Source organism: Caviibacter abscessus, assembly GCF_001517835.1.
In the GTDB taxonomy this organism is placed as follows: domain Bacteria; phylum Fusobacteriota; class Fusobacteriia; order Fusobacteriales; family Leptotrichiaceae; genus Caviibacter; species Caviibacter abscessus.
This window is the reverse complement of the sequence record NZ_LOQG01000019.1, coordinates 1-17193: the sequence shown is the minus strand read 5'-3', so window position 1 is coordinate 17193 and position 17193 is coordinate 1. Positions and strand designations below refer to the sequence as shown.

Sequence of the window (17193 nt, the reverse complement as noted above, 5' to 3'; positions counted from 1 at the left end):
TCTGGAGCTTGGTCTATGTTTTCAAAGTCTACTTTTTCTGCTAGTCCTTTTGATGCTAATACTTTTGATATCGCTGCTGTTGTTGTTGTCTTTCCGTGGTCTACGTGTCCTATTGTCCCCACGTTTACGTGTGCTTTAATTCTTTCAAATTTTTGTTTTGCCATCTCTTTTTTCCTCCTAAATTATTTTCCTTGTCTTTCAGCAATTACTTGCTCTGATATATTTTTTGGCACTTGAACATATTTTTCAAATTCCATTGAATAAGATGCTCTTCCTTGTGTTTTAGATCTTAAATCTGTTGCGTATCCGAACATTTCTGATAACGGTACGTGTGCATTAATAATTTTAGCATTGTTTCTGTCATTCATTCCTGAAACTTGACCTCTTCTTGAATTTAAGTCTCCTATAACATCTCCCATATATTCTTCTGGTGTTGTTACTTCAACTTTAAATACAGGTTCAAGTAATATAGGTTGAGCTGCTCTTAATCCTTTTTTAAACGCTAATGAACCGGCAATTTTAAATGCCATTTCTGATGAATCGACTTCATGGTATGATCCATCATAAAGTGTTACTTTAACATCTTGTACAGGATATCCAGCTAAAACTCCAGCTTCTATTGCTTCTTTTATTCCTTTATCAACAGCAGGTATATATTCTTTAGGAATTGTTCCTCCTGTTATTTGATTAATAAATTCATAACCTTTATCAGGGTTAGCTTCAACTTTCATCTTAACATGTCCGTATTGTCCTCTACCACCTGATTGTTTTGCATATTTTTCTTCAACATCAGCTGAACCTAATATTGTTTCTCTATATGCAACTTGAGGTTTACCAACATTTGCTTCAACCTTAAATTCTCTCTTCATTCTGTCAACGATAATTTCAAGGTGTAATTCTCCCATTCCTTCAATTATTGTTTGTCCTGTTTCTTGATCAGACTTAACTTTAAATGTAGGATCTTCTTCAGCAAGTTTTGATAATGCTGTTCCCATTTTTTCTTGGTCAGCTTTTGTTTTAGGTTCAACAGCAACTGATATAACTGGTTCTGGGAATTCCATATTTTCTAATATGATTGGTGCATCTTCAGCACATAGTGTATCTCCTGTTGTTGTATCTTTTAATCCAACTGCCGCTGCAATATCTCCAGCATATACTATATCAATTTCTTCTCTCTTGTTTGCGTGCATTTGAAGAAGTCTTCCCATTCTTTCTTTTTTGTCTTTAGTTGAGTTTAATACATATGAACCTTTTTCTAGTACTCCTGAATAAACTCTAAAGAATGCTAGTCTTCCAACAAATGGATCTGTAACAATTTTAAATGCTAATGATGAGAATTTTTCTTCATCAGCAGGTTTTCTTGCTTCTTCAGCACCTGTTCTAGGATTTATTCCATTAACTGCTTCAATATCAACAGGTGAAGGCATGTATTCAACTATTGCATCTAATAATGGTTGTATTCCTTTATTTCTAAACGCTGTCCCACAAGTTACAGGAACAACTATTCCTGATATTGTTGCTATTCTTAATGCTTTTTTGATTTCATCTGCTGAAATTTCTTCATCAGCAAAGAATTTTTCCATTAAAGCATCATCTGTTTCTACAACAGATTCTATTAAGTGGTGTCTCGCTTCTTCTGCTTGTTCCTTTAAGCTATCTCTTACTTCTCTAACATCAAATTCAGCTCCCATTGTTTCGTCACTGAATATATATTCTTTCATTTCTAGTAAGTCAATAACTCCTTCAAAATCTGCTTCTGCACCAATAGGAAGTTGAATAGGTACACCATTTCCACCTAATTTTGTTTTTATGTCATCAACACACATTTCAAAATTAGCCCCTACTCTATCCATTTTATTAAAGAATGCTATTCTTGGTACTTTATATTTATCCGCTTGTCTCCAAACTGTTTCTGATTGAGGTTGAACTACATCAACAGCTGAGAACACTGCAACAGCACCATCTAATACTCTTAGTGATCTTTCAACTTCTACTGTGAAGTCTACGTGTCCTGGTGTGTCTATTATATTTATTCTATGACCCTTCCAAAAACAAGTTGTTGCAGCTGAAGTAATTGTAATACCTCTTTCTTGCTCTTGTTCCATCCAGTCCATAGTTGCGGCTCCGTCATGAACTTCCCCTATTTTATGGCTTACACCTGTGTAAAATAGGATTCTTTCTGTTGTTGTTGTTTTACCTGCATCTATATGTGCCATAATACCAATATTTCTAGTATCTTTTAAAGCAACTTTTCTTGACATATCTCCTCCTATTACCATTTATAGTGTGCGAATGCTCTATTTGCTTCCGCCATCTTGTATGTATCTTCTTTCTTCTTAACTGATCCACCTTCGCTGTTAGCAGCTGCAATTAATTCTTTCTTTAATTTTTGAATCATTCCATATTCTTTTCTATCTCTTGTATATCTAACTAGCCATCTTATAGCTAATGTTTGTTGTCTTTCTTTTCTTACTTCTACCGGAACTTGGTATGTAGCTCCCCCAATTCTTCTTGATCTAACTTCTAATTGTGGTCTTACATTTTCCATAGCTCTTCTGAATACTTCTATTCCGGCGTCATTTGTTTCTTTTTCTATTTCTTCTAATGCTGCATAGAAGATGTTTTCTGCTATTGATTTTTTTCCGTCTACCATTAGTCCGTTAATGAATTTAGTAACAACTTTATCATTGAACTTAGAATCAGGTAAAACGTCTCTTTTTTCGGCTTTTCTTCTTCTTGACACTACTGGTCCTCCTAACTTTCTAAATTACAGTTTATTTTGGTTTCTTTGTTCCGTATCTTGATCTTGCTTGTTTTCTATTTACAACACCGGCTGTATCAAGGGCTCCTCTTATTATCTTATATCTTACCCCTGGTAAGTCCTTTGTTCTTCCTCCTCTAATTAACACTATTGAGTGTTCTTGAAGATTATGTCCGATCCCCGGTATATATGCTGTTACTTCTATTCCATTAACAAGTTTAACTCTGGCAACCTTTCTTAACGCTGAGTTTGGTTTTTTAGGTGTAGTTGTATATACTCTTACACATACTCCTCTTTTTTGTGGATTTGCCTTTAATGCTGGTGATTTTTTCTTCTTTTCAGAAGTGCTTCTACCAAATCTAATCAATTGATTAATTGTAGGCATATTTCCTCCTTCCAAATTTTAAAATTTATTTAGCTTCTCGCTACCTATGTATATATGCCTTAATTTAGAGTGGGTCTTGATTATAGGTTCGTAGTATTTTCCGATATTTGTTTTACCTTTTTGACGTTCTAACAAAAAAGCAAAATAAATACCTTTCAAAATACTAATTCTATAAATCAAAAACTAAATTTTGACATACTAAAATTAAACAGCTTTTTGCTGTTGTACTTGTTGATTGTATAATATTTCCAATATAAAGTCAACATTTTTAGTGCTTTTTTTCTACATTTTTTTATAGAAAAACAAATAACAATATGTAGTTAAAATAGTAAAATATTTTCACTAAATTTGGTATAAATATTTACTAATTCTTTTTTAATTTTACTACTCTATCCGCTATTATTTCATCATTACTGTCATGACTTACAATAATAGCTGTGATTTTTTGACTTTTTAATATTTTTTTTATATCCACTCTTAGTTTATCTCTTAACTCTTCATCTAAAGAAGAAAATGGTTCATCTAAAAGTAATAGTTTTGGTCTGTTAGCTAAAGATCTTGCAAGAGCAATTCTTTGTTTTTGTCCTCCGGAAAGTTCAACAGGATACCTTTTCTCATAACCTTTCATATCAACTATTTCAAGTAGTTCCGATACTCTTTCTTTTACTTCCCGTTTGCTTAATTTCGATATACCGTAAGAAATATTTTGATATACATTCATGTGCGGAAAAAGTGCAAATTCTTGAAATAAATATCCAACATTTCTTTTTTCAATTTTTTCATTTGATATATCTAAACCGTCAAGCAAAATATAACCTTGCTGCATATCCTCAAAACCAGATATTAACTTTAGTATAGTTGATTTTCCTATACCTGATTTTCCTTTTATAAGTAAAATTTCACATTTATCTAAGTCAAACGTATATTCATCTAAAATATTTTCTTTTTCATACTTAAATGATACATTATTAAATTCAAAATATTTCATTTTCTTTCTCCTCTATCCTCAATTTTGTTATATACCATAAGCAATATGAAACAAATAAGAATAAGCACAAGAGAAAGAGGTGCAGTTAATACCATTTCCTCATCTGAAGCATAATTTTTTATTTGTATTGCTAAGGTATTTTTAACAAGCAACAAAGAAGTAAGCGGTAATTCTTTAATAATTTCAATTGAAACTAATAAAAAAGATGTAACTACAGCACTTTTTAACATAATTAAATCTACTTTAAAAAAAGTCGTAAATGCAGTCTTTCCCAAAACTCTTGATGCTTTGTGATAGTCATTTCCTATTTTATTTATATTTGCTTCAATCCCGTTATATGAAAGTGATAAAAATCTTGTCGTATATGCTAAAATTATAACTAACGGTGATTTTATAATCAAAATATTTTGTGTTAAATTTTTTGATATTAGAAAATTATCAATTGATATAAATATCGAAAGAAAGCCTATTGCTATAACTGACCCAGGTATAGAATAACCTATTGAAGAAATATTAGACACTATCCATCTATATTTATTCTTTTTAAGTCTTACTACATTAGTTAAAAATAATGAAAGTAAAACAATAAAAATTGTTGATATCAATAAAATATATATCGTATTTTTTGTTAATTCTATTATCATACCCATATCTAAATATGGTATTGAAAGTTTAAATAGTCTAAATATATATGCTAAAGGTATAACAAAAGATATACAAAAAAGCGAAAATAAACATATTAAAAGCAAATATTCTTTTACTCCTTTTAATTTTTCTCTTTTTATTTCCTCAATTTTACCACTTAAAGTATATCTTTTTACATTCCTTAAATATCTTTCAAAAAATATAAAAATAAAAACAAATAGCATTAATATTGCAGATAGTTTTATCGCTGCATCTAAGTCATAAGAGTTTACCCATGCAGTATGAATACCAGTTGAAAATACACTTATACCAAAATAACTTGGCACACCATAAGCATTTAAAGTTTCCATAATAACAAGAGATGCCCCAGTTATTACAGCAGGTCTTGATAAAGGCAATATTATTTTAAAAAATGTTTCAAAATTACTTTTTCCTAAAATTCTAGAACTATTTAATATGTTCATTGATATTTTTTTCATATATGCTCTACAAATAAGATATACATAAGGATAAAACGATAAAGACAGTATTATTATAGCTCCTTTTTTATTTGCAATATCTATGTTTAACCCAAATAAATTGTAAATGGGACCATTAAAAATATCTACATACATATATGCCAAAATATAACTAGGAATTGCAAATACCATTATATTTGCATATTTAAAAAATTTTCTAAATCTATATTCATAAAATGTTTCAAAATATGATAAACTCACTCCTATAATCGTAGCAATTATTACAGTCGGAAAAAGTATTATTAATGTATTAATCACATAATCTTTTAATAAATAATTAAAAATTTCATTACTATATTCTGAATTTTTATTTAATGTATTTAAAAAAATATATATTATTGGGCTTATTACTAAACCCAACAATATATATGATAAAATTTCCCATTTTTTCTTATTTATTTCCATTTTGCCTCATTAGCAATAGAACTTGATTTTTCCATTTTTTCTCCTATTAAATCAAAATCAATTTTTGATGCTTTAAATGTTCCCCAAGATTTAACTATAGGACTTATTTCAGCTTTCGGATTAGTAGGGTATTCAAAATTTTCATGAGAAATAACCTTTTGTGCATATTTCTCAGTTAAAAATTCAATAAATCTTATTGCATTCGCTTTATTCTTAGCATATTTTGCAAGTCCGGCACCTGATAAATTAATATGTGTTCCACCTGTTTTTTGATTAGGGAAAAATATTTTAAGTTTTGCCGCAACTTGATTTTCTAACGGATCTTTTGAAACTGTCATTCTACCCATATAATAACTGTTCATTATAGCTACATCTCCAGTTCCTTTTAAAACCTCTTTAGCTTGATCTCTATCATTTCCTTTAGGATCTCTTGCAAAATTAGATGTAAGTCCTTTAGCCCAAGCAATTGTACTTTTTTCTCCATTTTTAGCATTCATAAAAGCGATTAAATGTTGATTGTATGAACTTGTTGAACTTCTTGTAAGTACTTTACCCTTCCACTTAGAAGTTGCTAAATCTTCATATGTTGATAAAGATGTTGGATTTACTTTTTCAGGATTATACACAAAAATTCTAGCTCTATAACTTATACCTATCCAATTATTTGCTTTATCTCTAAATTGTTTAGGTACATTTTTTTCAATTTTAGAACTTTTAACAGCTTGTAATAAACCTAATTTTTTAGCTCTATATAAATCACCTACACCAACAGTTAAGAAAACATCTGCATCTGTGTTTTTACCTTCAAGTTCCATCTTTTTAATTAAAACATTAACATCTGTATTTTGAACTGCATTTACTTTTATACCTGTTTCTTTTTCAAATTCTTCATATATTTTTTTGTCCACATCATAATGTCTTGACGTATAAACATTTACAACTCCAGCTGCTAATGCAAAATTAGCAAAAATCATAGAAATTGCTAAGAATATTTTTTTCATTTTTTCCTCCCCATTTTTTTGTTCAAGAGAATTTTATCAAAAATCATGAATATATTCAAGTAAACTTAACGAATTTATTTTGAGAAGCAAACCATTTAATTATAGTTGAAACAATATGCAAAAGGGTGTATATTGACAAGGTAATATATATAAAGTAACATATTTACAAAATATATTTTGAAAGGCAAGAAATGAACTTAGTACAATTTAATAATGTTAGCAAACAATTTATAGGACAAAGTATTCTTGAAAATATTTCTTTTACTATTAACAGTAAAGATAAAATAGGTCTTATTGGGCTTAATGGAGCTGGTAAATCAACTATAATCAAAATAATACTTGGTATTGAAAGAATAGATGAAGGTAATATTTTTGTAAATAATAATACAATTATTGGATATCTTTCACAAAATCATGACTTTTATGATGAGAAAAATACAGTTTTTGAAGAAATAAGTACTGTTTTTCAAAAAGAAAAAGAAATATTAAAAAAAATACAAAAATTAAATATAGACTTACAATTTACAGAAAATACAAATGATGTTTTAAAACAAATTGAACTTTTAGCCACAGAATACGAAGCACTTGATGGATATAATAGTGATTATAAAATTAAACAAGTAATAACTGGACTTGAGTTAAATGCTTTAGAAAATAGTTTAATTTCTGAGCTTTCAGGTGGAGAAAAAACAAGGGTAACTCTTGCAAAACTACTACTTAAAAATCCTGATTTACTTATATTAGATGAACCTACAAACCATCTTGATTTAATATCAATTGAATGGCTTGAAGAATACCTTATAAAGTATAATAAAGCATTTTTAGTTGTTTCACATGACAGAATATTTTTAGATAATATCTGTAATAAAATTTTAGAATTAGAAAATAAAAAAATATATAAATATAATGGAAATTTTTCTGACTTTATACTACAAAAAGAATTAATTTTAAAAGGCGAATTAAAAAGGTATGAAAAAGAGCAAGAGAAAATAAAGAAATTAGAAGAATATATTGAACGAAATAGAGCCGGAAGAATGGCAAAACAAGCCAAAGGAAGGCAAAAAATACTTGATAGAATAGAACGCATGGATGACCCTATATTTAATCCTAAAAGAATGAAATTAAAGTTTGAAACAAAAACTGATTCAGGAGAGAATGTATTGGAAATTAAAAATATTTCAAAAACATTTGATAATAAAAAAGTATTAAATAATATAAATTTCAAACTGTATAAAGGAGAAAAAGTAGGAATAATCGGTAAAAATGGAATAGGAAAATCAACTTTACTTAAAATTATATATGATAAAATAAAAGCTGACAGTGGAGAAATTATATTTGGTTCTCGTGTTGAAACTGGCTATTATGACCAAGACCATCAAAACTTATATTCCAAAAATACAATTTTACAAGAAATTAATACATCAATAAATTACACGGAAGAATATTTAAGATCTGTTGCCGGAGGTTTCTTATTTTCAGCAGATGATGTTTTAAAAGAAATTTCTACACTTTCAGGTGGAGAAAAAGTTAGGGTATCGTTTATAAAATTAATACAAAACAAGCCAAATTTACTTCTTTTAGATGAACCTACGAATCACTTGGATATATATTCAATTGAAATACTTGAAAACGCCATAGAAAACTACGATGGAAGTATGCTTTTAGTATCACATAATAGACATTTTTTAAATAGTGTATGTAATACTATATATATTTTAGATCAAAATGGTCTTAGTGTGTTTAAAGGCAATTATGATGATTACAAAGAAAGTTTAAAAAGTTCTAATACTGAAAATAAGGAAACAAGCAAAAAGCTGTCATACTTAGAACAAAAAGAACTTTCTAAACGAATACAAAAATTAAAAAGAGATATAGAAAGCATTGAAAATAGAAACGAACAAATTAATTTAGAAAAAAAAGAATTAGAAAAACAGATGTTTGATACTAATAATGCTACAAATCTAGAAAAATTAATGGAAATACAGGAAAAAATAAAAAAACTTGATGATGAAGAACTTAAAATACTTGAATTGTGGGAAAAACATAATAAGGAGTTGGAAAATCTTAATGAATGAAAAAATATTAAATACCGCTTTAGCATATATTAGCGATGATGAAAACTTAATAACTAAAATGGCAAATATAAGTGCCGTTCTAATGGAAAATTTAACCGATATTAACTGGGTAGGCTTTTATTTAGTTGAAGGTAATTTTTTGGTATTAGGACCCTTTCAAGGAAAACCTGCTTGTACTAAAATTCCATTTGGAAAAGGTGTTTGTGGAACTGCTTGGGAACAAAGAAAAACATTAATTGTAGATAACGTACATAACTTTGCAACACATATTGCATGTGATAGTGCAAGTAATTCTGAAATTGTAGTCCCTATTTTTAAAAACAATGAAATTATAGCTGTATTAGATATTGATTCTCCAATATTTAACAGATTTAATAATGAAGATAAAAGATTACTTGAAATTTTATGTAAAAATTTTGATAAAAAATATACTAAACTTAATAAAAAATTGCTTAGTGAAAAAGAATTTATAGGATATCTGGAAAATAAAAATTTAAAATTTAAAGATAAAGAAAAAGCAATTACCACATTAAAACATATCAGTTATTATAAACTAAAAGAATTTAGCTATAAATTTATAAACAGCCAAAATAAATATCTTGATAACATATATTTTGAAGATATTTTAGATAGATTTTTTCTTGATAAAAAATTACGTTTAAAACTACTAGATGCTATTGAAATAATAGAAATATCAGTAAAAATTAATATTGCTAAAATCCTTGGTAAAGAAGGATTAGATAGATATATGGATACATCTTGGTGGATAAAGCAAAGTAAAAATTACAAGGATATAAGAAAAAAATTAGAAAATAAAAATAAAAGTATATTAAATGAAGAAAGTGAAAAAAAGATTATAGATACATACAAAAATAAATACAGTGATGATGAAAATACTTTATCTATTTTAATTTTTATTGAAGATATAACTTGGGGAGAACTAATTTACATATTAGAAGCTTGCGATGATACTATATTACAACAACTTTGTTCAGTTTATTCAATTAAAAAGACAAAATTAATTAATTTTTTATCAGCAATAAGAATAGTTAGAAATAGAGCTTCACATAATAATAATATTATAGATAACATTTATTTAGATCGTTATAGTTTAAAAGATGTCACTAATTTTATAAAAGAATTTATGAAAACTATTAATCCTGATTATAACTTTGAAAATATCAATAAATTATTAACCTACATATAAAAAAATGTACCTTAAAACTAGATTTTATCTTTTATTTCTAGTTTTTTGGTACATATTTTATTTATTATTTTCTTAAGCTATCTTGTATACGTTTTTTAGTTCCAAGTATATCTTTGTCTTCTTTTAATTTTTCTTGTGTTGCTTTTTCTATTGCTTGTTTTCTTTGAAGTCTAATAATTTCTTCTTGTGAAGATTCAATAATGTCTTCTGCTATAACTATTACCATATTTTCTCTAACTTCTAAAAATCCGCCTGATACAAAATATGATTTTTCATCATTTTTTCCTTGCCTTATAAGCATTTGACCTTCACCTAAAACTGTTACAAAATTTATATGATTTGGTAATATTCCTAAATCTCCTTTAGACCCTCTTACTTTAATAAAACTGACATCATCAAGTACAAGTTCTATTCCCATAGGAGAAACTACTTTTACATTAAGACTGTTCATATTACTCACCTAACATATTTCTAGCTTTTGCAACTGCCTCATCTATATTTCCGACATATAAAAAAGCTTGTTCAGGTAAATCATCATATTTACCATCTAAAATTTCTTTAAATCCTCTTATAGTCTCTTTAAGCGGAACATATTTACCTTTCATACCTGTAAATTGTTCTGCAACTGAAAATGGTTGTGAGAAAAATCTTTGAATTTTTCTTGCACGATTTACAATTACTTTATCTTCATCTCCTAATTCGTCCATTCCAAGTATTGCAATTATATCTTGTAGCTCCTTGTATCTTTGTAGCACTTTTTGAACTTCTCTTGCAACTTTATAATGTTCATTCCCAACTATATCAGGTTCCAATATTCTTGATGTTGAATCAAGTGGATCAACTGCCGGATATATTCCAAGAGATGCTATTGATCTTGATAATACTGTTGTGGCATCAAGATGTGAAAAGGTTGTTGCTGGTGCCGGATCAGTTAAATCATCGGCAGGAACATAAACTGCTTGAACTGATGTTATAGATCCAGTTTGTGTTGATGTTATTCTTTCTTGTAATGCTCCCATTTCAGTTGATAAGTTAGGCTGATATCCTACAGCTGATGGCATTCTTCCAAGTAGTGCTGAAACTTCAGATCCTGCTTGAGTAAATCTAAATATATTATCAATAAATAATAATACATTTTGACCTTGTTTATCTCTAAAATGTTCAGCCATTGTTAGAGCTGTTAAAGCTACTCTAAGTCTTGCACCAGGCGGTTCATTCATTTGTCCATAAACTAATGCCGTATTATTTATTACGCCACTTTCCGTCATCTCATTATATAAATCTCTACCTTCTCTTGTTCTTTCCCCAACTCCTGCAAAAACTGATAATCCTCCATGCCCTTTGGCAATATTATTAATCAATTCTTGTATTAATACTGTTTTACCAACTCCTGCTCCTCCAAAAAGTCCAATTTTACCACCTTTTAAATATGGTGCCAGTAAATCAACAACTTTTATTCCAGTTTCAAGAATTTCTTCACTTCCACCTTGTTCTTCAAAACTTGGGGCAGGTTTATGAATTGATTCTTTACTTTCTGTTATTATTGCTTCTTTATTATCAACTGGTTCTCCAAGCACATTAAATATTCTACCAAGTGTTTGTTTTCCAACCGGAACTTTTATTGGGGCTCCTGTATCAATTACTTCTAAACCTCTTTTTAAACCCTCTGTACTTGTCATAGCTATTGCTCTTATTACATTATTCCCAAGGTGAGAATGTACTTCAGCAACTATTTTTCTATCATCATGATATATTTCAATTGCATTTAAAATTTCAGGTAACTTTTCCTTAAATTTAACATCAAGTACTGGACCTATTATTTGTACTACAGTTCCTTTATTTTCCAAGAGATTCACCTCCTTATTTTTAAAGAGCTTTAGCTCCTCCTACAATTTCATTTATTTCTTGTGTTATTTTAGCTTGTCTGATTCTATTGTATTCTAAAGTTAATTTTTTTATTAATTCATCTGCATTATCACTTGCATTCTTCATAGCTGTCATTCTTGCAGAATGTTCACTAGCTGTATTTTCAAGTAATGCTTGATATAGCTTAATATTTAGCATTTTGGGTATAAAATTTACCAAAACTTCTTCTTGTGTTGGTTCAAATTCATAAATATTGCTTTTTTGTTCTACCTTTTTTTCAAAGGGTAATATTTTTTCATCTAGTAAATTATACGAAATGACAGAAACAAACTTTGAATATATTAAATAAACTTCATCATATCTATCTGCAAGATAACTGTCAACAATATCTTCACTTATAGTTTTAGCTTTTTCAAACATTGTTTGAGGTATTAATTGAACATATTCACTATCTACATCTACATTATTATCATTACAATAGTCTCTTGCTTTTTTTCCAATTGTAATAACAGATACTTTTTTACCGTCTTTTTTAAATTTTTTAATATATTCTTCCATTTTTTTTAGTGTGTTTGAATTGAAACCGCCACAAAGACCCCTATCAGAAGTCATAACAACTAAACCAATTCTTTTACAAACTTTTTTTCCATCAAATAAAACGTGTCTTTGACCTGAAACACTTCCTACTATATTTTCAAATGCTTCATCTAAAGTTTTTGCATAATCTCTTGATTTTAATGTTAAAACTTGATATTTTTTAAATTTTGTTGATGAAACTATATTCATTGCATTAGTAATTTGTCTTGAATTTTTTACGCTATTTATTCTTTCTTTTATTTCTTTTGTACTTGCTGACATAATTTACCTCTTTAATGAACAAAGTCTTTTTTAAATTGTTTAATAAATTCTTCTATTTCTTCTTCAAGTTCACTATCTATTTCTTTTTTCTGTGCTATTTGTTGTAAAATGTCTGATGTATTTCTTGCAAACTCCAATATTTCTTTTTCAAATGATTTAATGTCATCTAAGTCTATATCATTTAAATAACCGTGAGTTGCTGTGAAAAATATTAAAACTTGTTCTTCCACTTTATAAGGACTATACTGAGCTTGTTTTAATATTTCCATTATACGTTCACCTTTATTTATTTGATTTCTAGTTTCCTTATCAAGATCTGAACCAAATTGAGCAAATGCTAAAAGCTCATTATATTGAGCTAATTCAAGCTTAATACTTGCAGCAACTTGTTTCATAGCTTTAATTTGAGCAGATCCCCCAACTCTTGATACAGAAAGTCCCGGATTTATAGCCGGTCTAAATCCTGAATTAAATAAATCAGTTTCAAGGAAAATTTGCCCATCTGTTATAGATATAACGTTTGTAGGTATATATGCTGATATATCTCCTGCCTGAGTTTCTATTATAGGTAAAGCAGTTATACTTCCTCCACCTAATTCATCGCTTAATTTTGCAGCTCTTTCAAGCAATCTTGAATGTAAATAGAAAACATCTCCAGGATATGCTTCTCTTCCAGGCGGTCTTTTTAATAATAACGACATTTCTCTATAAGCTACCGCATGTTTTGATAAATCATCATATACAATTAAAACGTGTTTCCCATTATCCATAAAATATTCACCCATAGTTACACCTGAATATGGAGCTAAATATTGTATAGGTGCTGATTCTGAAGCTGTGGCAGCAACAATTATTGTTTTTTCCAAAACTCCTGCATCTGCAAGTTTTTTAGCTATATTTGCAACTGTAGATCTTTTTTGTCCTATTGCAACATAAATACAATATACATCTGTATCTTTTTGATTTATTATTGCATCTATCGCTATCGCCGTTTTTCCTGTTTGTCTATCTCCTATTATCAATTCTCTTTGTCCTCTACCTACAGGTATCATTCCATCTATTGATTTAATCCCTGTTTGTAAGGGGTCTTTAACTGGTGCTCTATCTATAATTCCTGATGCAGTTCTTTCAACATCCATGTATTTTACTGCATTAATTGAACCTTTACCGTCTATAGGATTTCCTAATGCATCAACAACACGTCCAAGAAGCTCTTCTCCAACCGGAACACTTGTTATTTTACCTGTGCCTTTAACAATATCTCCCTCTTTTATACCTATAGCACTACCTAAAATAACAGCACCTACGTTGTCTTCTTCTAAATTTAATACCATCCCAGTTGCTCCATTAGAAAATTCAAGAAGTTCTCCTGTCATTGCATCTTTTAATCCATATATTCTCGCTATTCCATCAGCGATTTCTATAATAGTTCCTACATTAATAACATTTAAATTTTTCTTGTAATTTTCTATTTCACTACGTATTATATTACTTACTTCTTCCGGTCTAATACTCAAGGTTTCCACCTCCATTAAAACATATTTTTAAATATTTTTATTTGTGATTTAAATGATCCATCTATTACTTCATCACCTATTTTTATTATTCCTCCAGCAATTATGCTTTCATCAATTTTAATATGAAGTAAAATCTTTTTCTTTTTCAATTTTTCTAATTTTTCTATTAATCTTTGCTCTTGTTCTGTTGATATAGGTTTTGCAAAAATAGCTGTAACAATTAATTTATTATGATTTTCATAATATATATCAAGATATTGCTCTTTTATACCTTTAATATCAATAAGTCTGTTTTTATCAATTAAATAATCTAAAATATCAATTGAAATATCTTTTATATCTTCATAAATAGCATTTATTAGCTTTTTCTTATCTTCACAATCTATAATAGGATAAGATAAAAAATCCTTAAAATCACTATCTTCATTGATATGTTTCAAAAGAACATCAAGCATTTCAAGTACAGAAAAAATACTATCGTTATCTTTAGCCATGTTATAAATTGCTTGTGCATAGACTCTTGAGACTTTTTTATCTTCCATACTATTCTCCTATTTCATTTATGAATGTATCAACACTCTTTTTTTGAATTTGGATATCTTTATCAACATTTTCTTTTAATATTTTTTCGGCAAGTTCCACTGCCATAACTCCTATTTCTTTTTGAAGTTGTGCAGATGCTTTTTCTTTCATTTTAGCAATATCTGCTTCAGCTTTTATTAAAGATTTTTCACGTGCAAGATTTGCATTTGCTATAATTTGTTCTTTTCTTTCATCAGCTTGTCTTTCAGCCTTTATTATTATATCATTTGCTCTTCTTTTTGATTCTTTTCTTAATTTTTCAGAAGCTATTCTTTGCTCTTCTAATTTTTCTCTTTCTTCTTCAATTTTTTCAAGTTCTTTTAAAGCTATTTTTTTTCTTTCTTCTATTACTTTTCCTATTTTTTTACTAAATAATCTCCAAAAAACAAAAACCATAACTAAAAAATTAATCATTTGAATAAGCATTGAAAGATCAACAGAAATTAAGTTATTTTGTTCCATTTTTACACCTCAATTATTCTTAATTATCCTTTTAGTAATAATAGTAAAAGTGCTATTAATAATGCAAATATTGCTGACGTTTCTGTTAAAGCACAACCGATAAATAAAGTAGTCATTATACTTGATTTTGCTTCAGGTTGTCTTGAAACTGCTTCAACTGCCGCAGCAGATGCAAGACCTTGACCTATACCTGTTCCTATTCCTCCGCAAGCTGCAATTCCTGCTCCAAGTAATGCTGCCGCTTTTATTATATTTCCGTCTATCATAATTTGTCCCCCTTTTATTCTTCTTCGCCAATCAAGGCTTGTTCAACATACACAGATGATAATACTGTGAATATAAATGCCTGCAAGATACCAATAAATAAATCAAAATATATTTGAAGTAATGCTGGCCATCCTACAGCAAAAGAAAAGCTTCCTTTTAATGCACCAAAAGTCCATGATGAAAGTACATTGTTAAAACTTATCCCATATAATAAACTAATAATTATTAATCCTGCAAACATATTTCCAAATAAACGCATTGCTATACTTAATGGTTTTGCAAGTTCTCCAACTAAATTAATTGGAAACATAAACCAAAATGGTTTGCAAAGTTCTTTTAATACTCCTATAACTCCTTGTCTTTTAAAAGAGCAAGTAATAAACACCACTGTTACAATAAGTGCCAGTCCAAAAGTTGTATTAATATCTGCTGTTGGTGTTCTAAAAAATGGTTTTACAAGTAATTTTCCACCTTCTCTTTCAAACATCATAACAAAAGGAAATATGAATACGCTAATATTTGAAAATAGTATAAAAGAAAATAAAGCAGCAAAAAATGGCATAAATTTTTTCTTGTAATCTTTGAAATTAGATAAAAAGCTATTGTCAATAAACGTATAATACTGTTCTAATATAAGTTGAAAAAAAGTTGGATTTTCTACACTTAGTTTTCTAGTACCTACTATAAGAATAAATATTATTAAAGCCATTAAGACCCATGTATTTACTAAAGTTTGGTTTATTGATAGTGTATATTTACCAATGTTAAGGCTATAAAAAACAATCGGTGCCTCTATAACATCTGCCGGTTTTAAAAATTCTATCGGCAAAAATGTTGAAAACATGGCTAAAATAAGATTAATAATCAAAGTAATTCCAATAAATCCTATTAAAAACTTTACAGCTGTTTTTTTTAACATCACACCTCTCTCCCGTCTTAATTTTTTAATATATAATAAATAGTTAAAATAATTTTAAATATCAAAAATGCTAATCCTGTGGTAATTACACACACAATATCCTTATATATAATAAAATCAATATAGAGAATAAGTGCATATAAGGCATAGGAAAGTATAAATCTAAAAAAAGTATATTTTAATCCTTTGTTTAAGTAAACGATTTCATAAGCCATTTTAAATAAAAAAAAGTTTGAAATAACACTTGTTGCTATACCTAAACTCAAACTTAAAATAATTTTAGAATTTAAAATTATACCTAAAATTAAAGTTAAAAACATAAAAAAAAGTGCTATTACAAATACTTTTTTTATATTAGAAGATATGTTTTTAAACATTAACTTTACCTCCTATAATTATATACAAAAATATCATAGCACTTTTAAATTAAATTTACAATAAAAAAAATGGCGACTACCAATTTTCCCGATTACTCAGTATCTTAGGCGTATACAGACTTAACTGCCAGGTTCGAAATGTTACTGGGTATATCTCTGTAGCTATTATCACCATTTTTATTTTGTTTGGCAGTTACCGATTTTCCCGTTAACACAGTATCTTAGGCGTATACAGGCTTAACTGCCGGGTTCGAAATGTTTCCGGGTGTATCCCTGTAGCTATTACTACCAAACTCTTTTTTTGGACAATTAGAAATAAATAGTTAGGTAAAAAGATCTTTCCTCTTCTTTTTCTAATGC

At 28.4% G+C, this 17193-nt stretch carries 18 protein-coding genes and 2 rRNA genes; 2 read left to right on the top strand and 18 right to left on the bottom strand.

Annotated features, from left to right (window positions below; translation table 11 throughout):
* The 7 genes from AWT63_RS06105 to AWT63_RS03210 form a co-directional block, all read right to left on the bottom strand.
* Positions 1-164, bottom strand: a 164-nt coding sequence (locus AWT63_RS06105; protein WP_231723214.1) for a GTP-binding protein, incomplete at its 3' end; no start/stop codon positions are given.
* Between the two features lie 18 nt (positions 165-182).
* Positions 183-2261 (bottom strand): elongation factor G, encoded by a 2079-nt coding sequence (fusA, locus tag AWT63_RS03235; RefSeq protein ID WP_068268402.1) that lies wholly within the window; start codon positions 2259-2261, stop codon positions 183-185.
* An 11-nt stretch (positions 2262-2272) separates the two neighbouring features.
* Positions 2273-2743 (bottom strand): 30S ribosomal protein S7, encoded by a 471-nt coding sequence (gene rpsG, locus AWT63_RS03230; protein WP_068268401.1) that lies wholly within the window; start codon positions 2741-2743, stop codon positions 2273-2275.
* A 31-nt stretch (positions 2744-2774) separates the two neighbouring features.
* Entirely contained in the window at positions 2775-3146 is a 372-nt protein-coding gene (rpsL, locus tag AWT63_RS03225) for a 30S ribosomal protein S12 (protein ID WP_068268400.1), read from the bottom strand.
* A gap of 364 nt (positions 3147-3510) precedes the next feature.
* Positions 3511-4134: an ABC transporter ATP-binding protein gene (locus AWT63_RS03220; protein ID WP_068268399.1), complete on the bottom strand. Its 624-nt coding sequence runs from the start codon at positions 4132-4134 to the stop codon at positions 3511-3513.
* Entirely contained in the window at positions 4131-5702 is a 1572-nt protein-coding gene (locus AWT63_RS03215; RefSeq protein WP_068268398.1) for an ABC transporter permease, read from the bottom strand. Before AWT63_RS03215 ends, AWT63_RS03220 begins: the two co-directional genes overlap by 4 nt.
* Entirely contained in the window at positions 5693-6703 is a 1011-nt protein-coding gene (locus AWT63_RS03210) for a Fe(3+) ABC transporter substrate-binding protein (protein WP_068268397.1), read from the bottom strand. Before AWT63_RS03210 ends, AWT63_RS03215 begins: the two co-directional genes overlap by 10 nt.
* A 191-nt stretch (positions 6704-6894) precedes the next feature.
* On the opposite strand from AWT63_RS03210, the gene AWT63_RS03205 reads away from it, so the two are divergent.
* On the top strand, positions 6895-8778 hold the full coding sequence (locus tag AWT63_RS03205; RefSeq protein ID WP_068268396.1) for an ABC-F family ATP-binding cassette domain-containing protein: 1884 nt from the start codon (positions 6895-6897) through the stop codon (positions 8776-8778).
* A complete protein-coding gene (locus AWT63_RS06100) occupies positions 8771-9985 on the top strand; it encodes an Abi family protein (protein WP_082680431.1) in 1215 nt (404 codons plus the stop codon). The genes AWT63_RS03205 and AWT63_RS06100 overlap by 8 nt, the downstream gene beginning before the upstream one ends.
* Before the next feature lie 64 nt (positions 9986-10049).
* On the opposite strand, the gene atpC is transcribed toward AWT63_RS06100, so the two are convergent.
* The 11 genes from atpC to rrf (AWT63_RS03145) form a co-directional block, all read right to left on the bottom strand.
* A complete protein-coding gene (atpC, locus tag AWT63_RS03195; RefSeq protein ID WP_068268395.1) occupies positions 10050-10436 on the bottom strand; it encodes an ATP synthase F1 subunit epsilon in 387 nt (128 codons plus the stop codon).
* A gap of 1 nt (position 10437) precedes the next feature.
* Positions 10438-11832, bottom strand: coding sequence for a F0F1 ATP synthase subunit beta (atpD, locus tag AWT63_RS03190; protein WP_068268394.1), 1395 nt, complete (start codon positions 11830-11832; stop codon positions 10438-10440).
* A 19-nt stretch (positions 11833-11851) separates the two neighbouring features.
* Positions 11852-12709: an ATP synthase F1 subunit gamma gene (gene atpG, locus AWT63_RS03185; protein WP_068268393.1), complete on the bottom strand. Its 858-nt coding sequence runs from the start codon at positions 12707-12709 to the stop codon at positions 11852-11854.
* Between the two features lie 11 nt (positions 12710-12720).
* Positions 12721-14226: a F0F1 ATP synthase subunit alpha gene (gene atpA, locus AWT63_RS03180; RefSeq protein WP_068268392.1), complete on the bottom strand. Its 1506-nt coding sequence runs from the start codon at positions 14224-14226 to the stop codon at positions 12721-12723.
* Positions 14227-14240: 14 nt separating this feature from the next.
* Positions 14241-14768, bottom strand: coding sequence for an ATP synthase F1 subunit delta (gene atpH / locus AWT63_RS03175; protein WP_068268391.1), 528 nt, complete (start codon positions 14766-14768; stop codon positions 14241-14243).
* A gap of 1 nt (position 14769) precedes the next feature.
* Positions 14770-15270, bottom strand: coding sequence for a F0F1 ATP synthase subunit B (gene atpF, locus AWT63_RS03170; RefSeq protein WP_068268390.1), 501 nt, complete (start codon positions 15268-15270; stop codon positions 14770-14772).
* A 23-nt stretch (positions 15271-15293) separates the two neighbouring features.
* Positions 15294-15536 (bottom strand): ATP synthase F0 subunit C, encoded by a 243-nt coding sequence (atpE, locus tag AWT63_RS03165; RefSeq protein WP_068268389.1) that lies wholly within the window; start codon positions 15534-15536, stop codon positions 15294-15296.
* A gap of 14 nt (positions 15537-15550) precedes the next feature.
* Positions 15551-16456, bottom strand: a complete 906-nt coding sequence (atpB, locus tag AWT63_RS03160; protein ID WP_068268388.1) for a F0F1 ATP synthase subunit A — start codon at positions 16454-16456, stop codon at positions 15551-15553.
* A gap of 17 nt (positions 16457-16473) precedes the next feature.
* Positions 16474-16833, bottom strand: a complete 360-nt coding sequence (locus tag AWT63_RS03155; protein ID WP_068268387.1) for a hypothetical protein — start codon at positions 16831-16833, stop codon at positions 16474-16476.
* A 67-nt stretch (positions 16834-16900) separates the two neighbouring features.
* A 5S ribosomal RNA gene (gene rrf, locus AWT63_RS03150) occupies positions 16901-17009 on the bottom strand.
* 8 nt (positions 17010-17017) lie between these two features.
* Positions 17018-17126: ribosomal RNA gene (gene rrf, locus AWT63_RS03145) — 5S ribosomal RNA — on the bottom strand.
* Between the last annotated feature and the right edge of the window lie 67 nt (positions 17127-17193).

Bases quoted from the DNA above. Each gene is read 5' to 3' on its own strand.
- atpE (WP_068268389.1), bottom strand. From the start codon at position 15,536: ATGATAGACGGAAATATAATAAAAGCGGCAGCATTACTTGGAGCAGGA.
- AWT63_RS03215 (WP_068268398.1), bottom strand. From the start codon at position 5,702: ATGGAAATAAATAAGAAAAAATGGGAAATTTTATCATATATATTGTTG.
- fusA (WP_068268402.1), bottom strand. From the start codon at position 2,261: ATGTCAAGAAAAGTTGCTTTAAAAGATACTAGAAATATTGGTATTATG.
- AWT63_RS03155 (WP_068268387.1), bottom strand. From the start codon at position 16,833: ATGTTTAAAAACATATCTTCTAATATAAAAAAAGTATTTGTAATAGCA.
- atpH (WP_068268391.1), bottom strand. From the start codon at position 14,768: ATGGAAGATAAAAAAGTCTCAAGAGTCTATGCACAAGCAATTTATAAC.
- AWT63_RS03210 (WP_068268397.1), bottom strand. From the start codon at position 6,703: ATGAAAAAAATATTCTTAGCAATTTCTATGATTTTTGCTAATTTTGCA.
- AWT63_RS06100 (WP_082680431.1), top strand. From the start codon at position 8,771: ATGAATGAAAAAATATTAAATACCGCTTTAGCATATATTAGCGATGAT.
- AWT63_RS03205 (WP_068268396.1), top strand. From the start codon at position 6,895: ATGAACTTAGTACAATTTAATAATGTTAGCAAACAATTTATAGGACAA.
- atpG (WP_068268393.1), bottom strand. From the start codon at position 12,709: ATGTCAGCAAGTACAAAAGAAATAAAAGAAAGAATAAATAGCGTAAAA.
- rpsL (WP_068268400.1), bottom strand. From the start codon at position 3,146: ATGCCTACAATTAATCAATTGATTAGATTTGGTAGAAGCACTTCTGAA.
- atpF (WP_068268390.1), bottom strand. From the start codon at position 15,270: ATGGAACAAAATAACTTAATTTCTGTTGATCTTTCAATGCTTATTCAA.
- AWT63_RS03220 (WP_068268399.1), bottom strand. From the start codon at position 4,134: ATGAAATATTTTGAATTTAATAATGTATCATTTAAGTATGAAAAAGAA.
- atpC (WP_068268395.1), bottom strand. From the start codon at position 10,436: ATGAACAGTCTTAATGTAAAAGTAGTTTCTCCTATGGGAATAGAACTT.
- atpB (WP_068268388.1), bottom strand. From the start codon at position 16,456: ATGTTAAAAAAAACAGCTGTAAAGTTTTTAATAGGATTTATTGGAATT.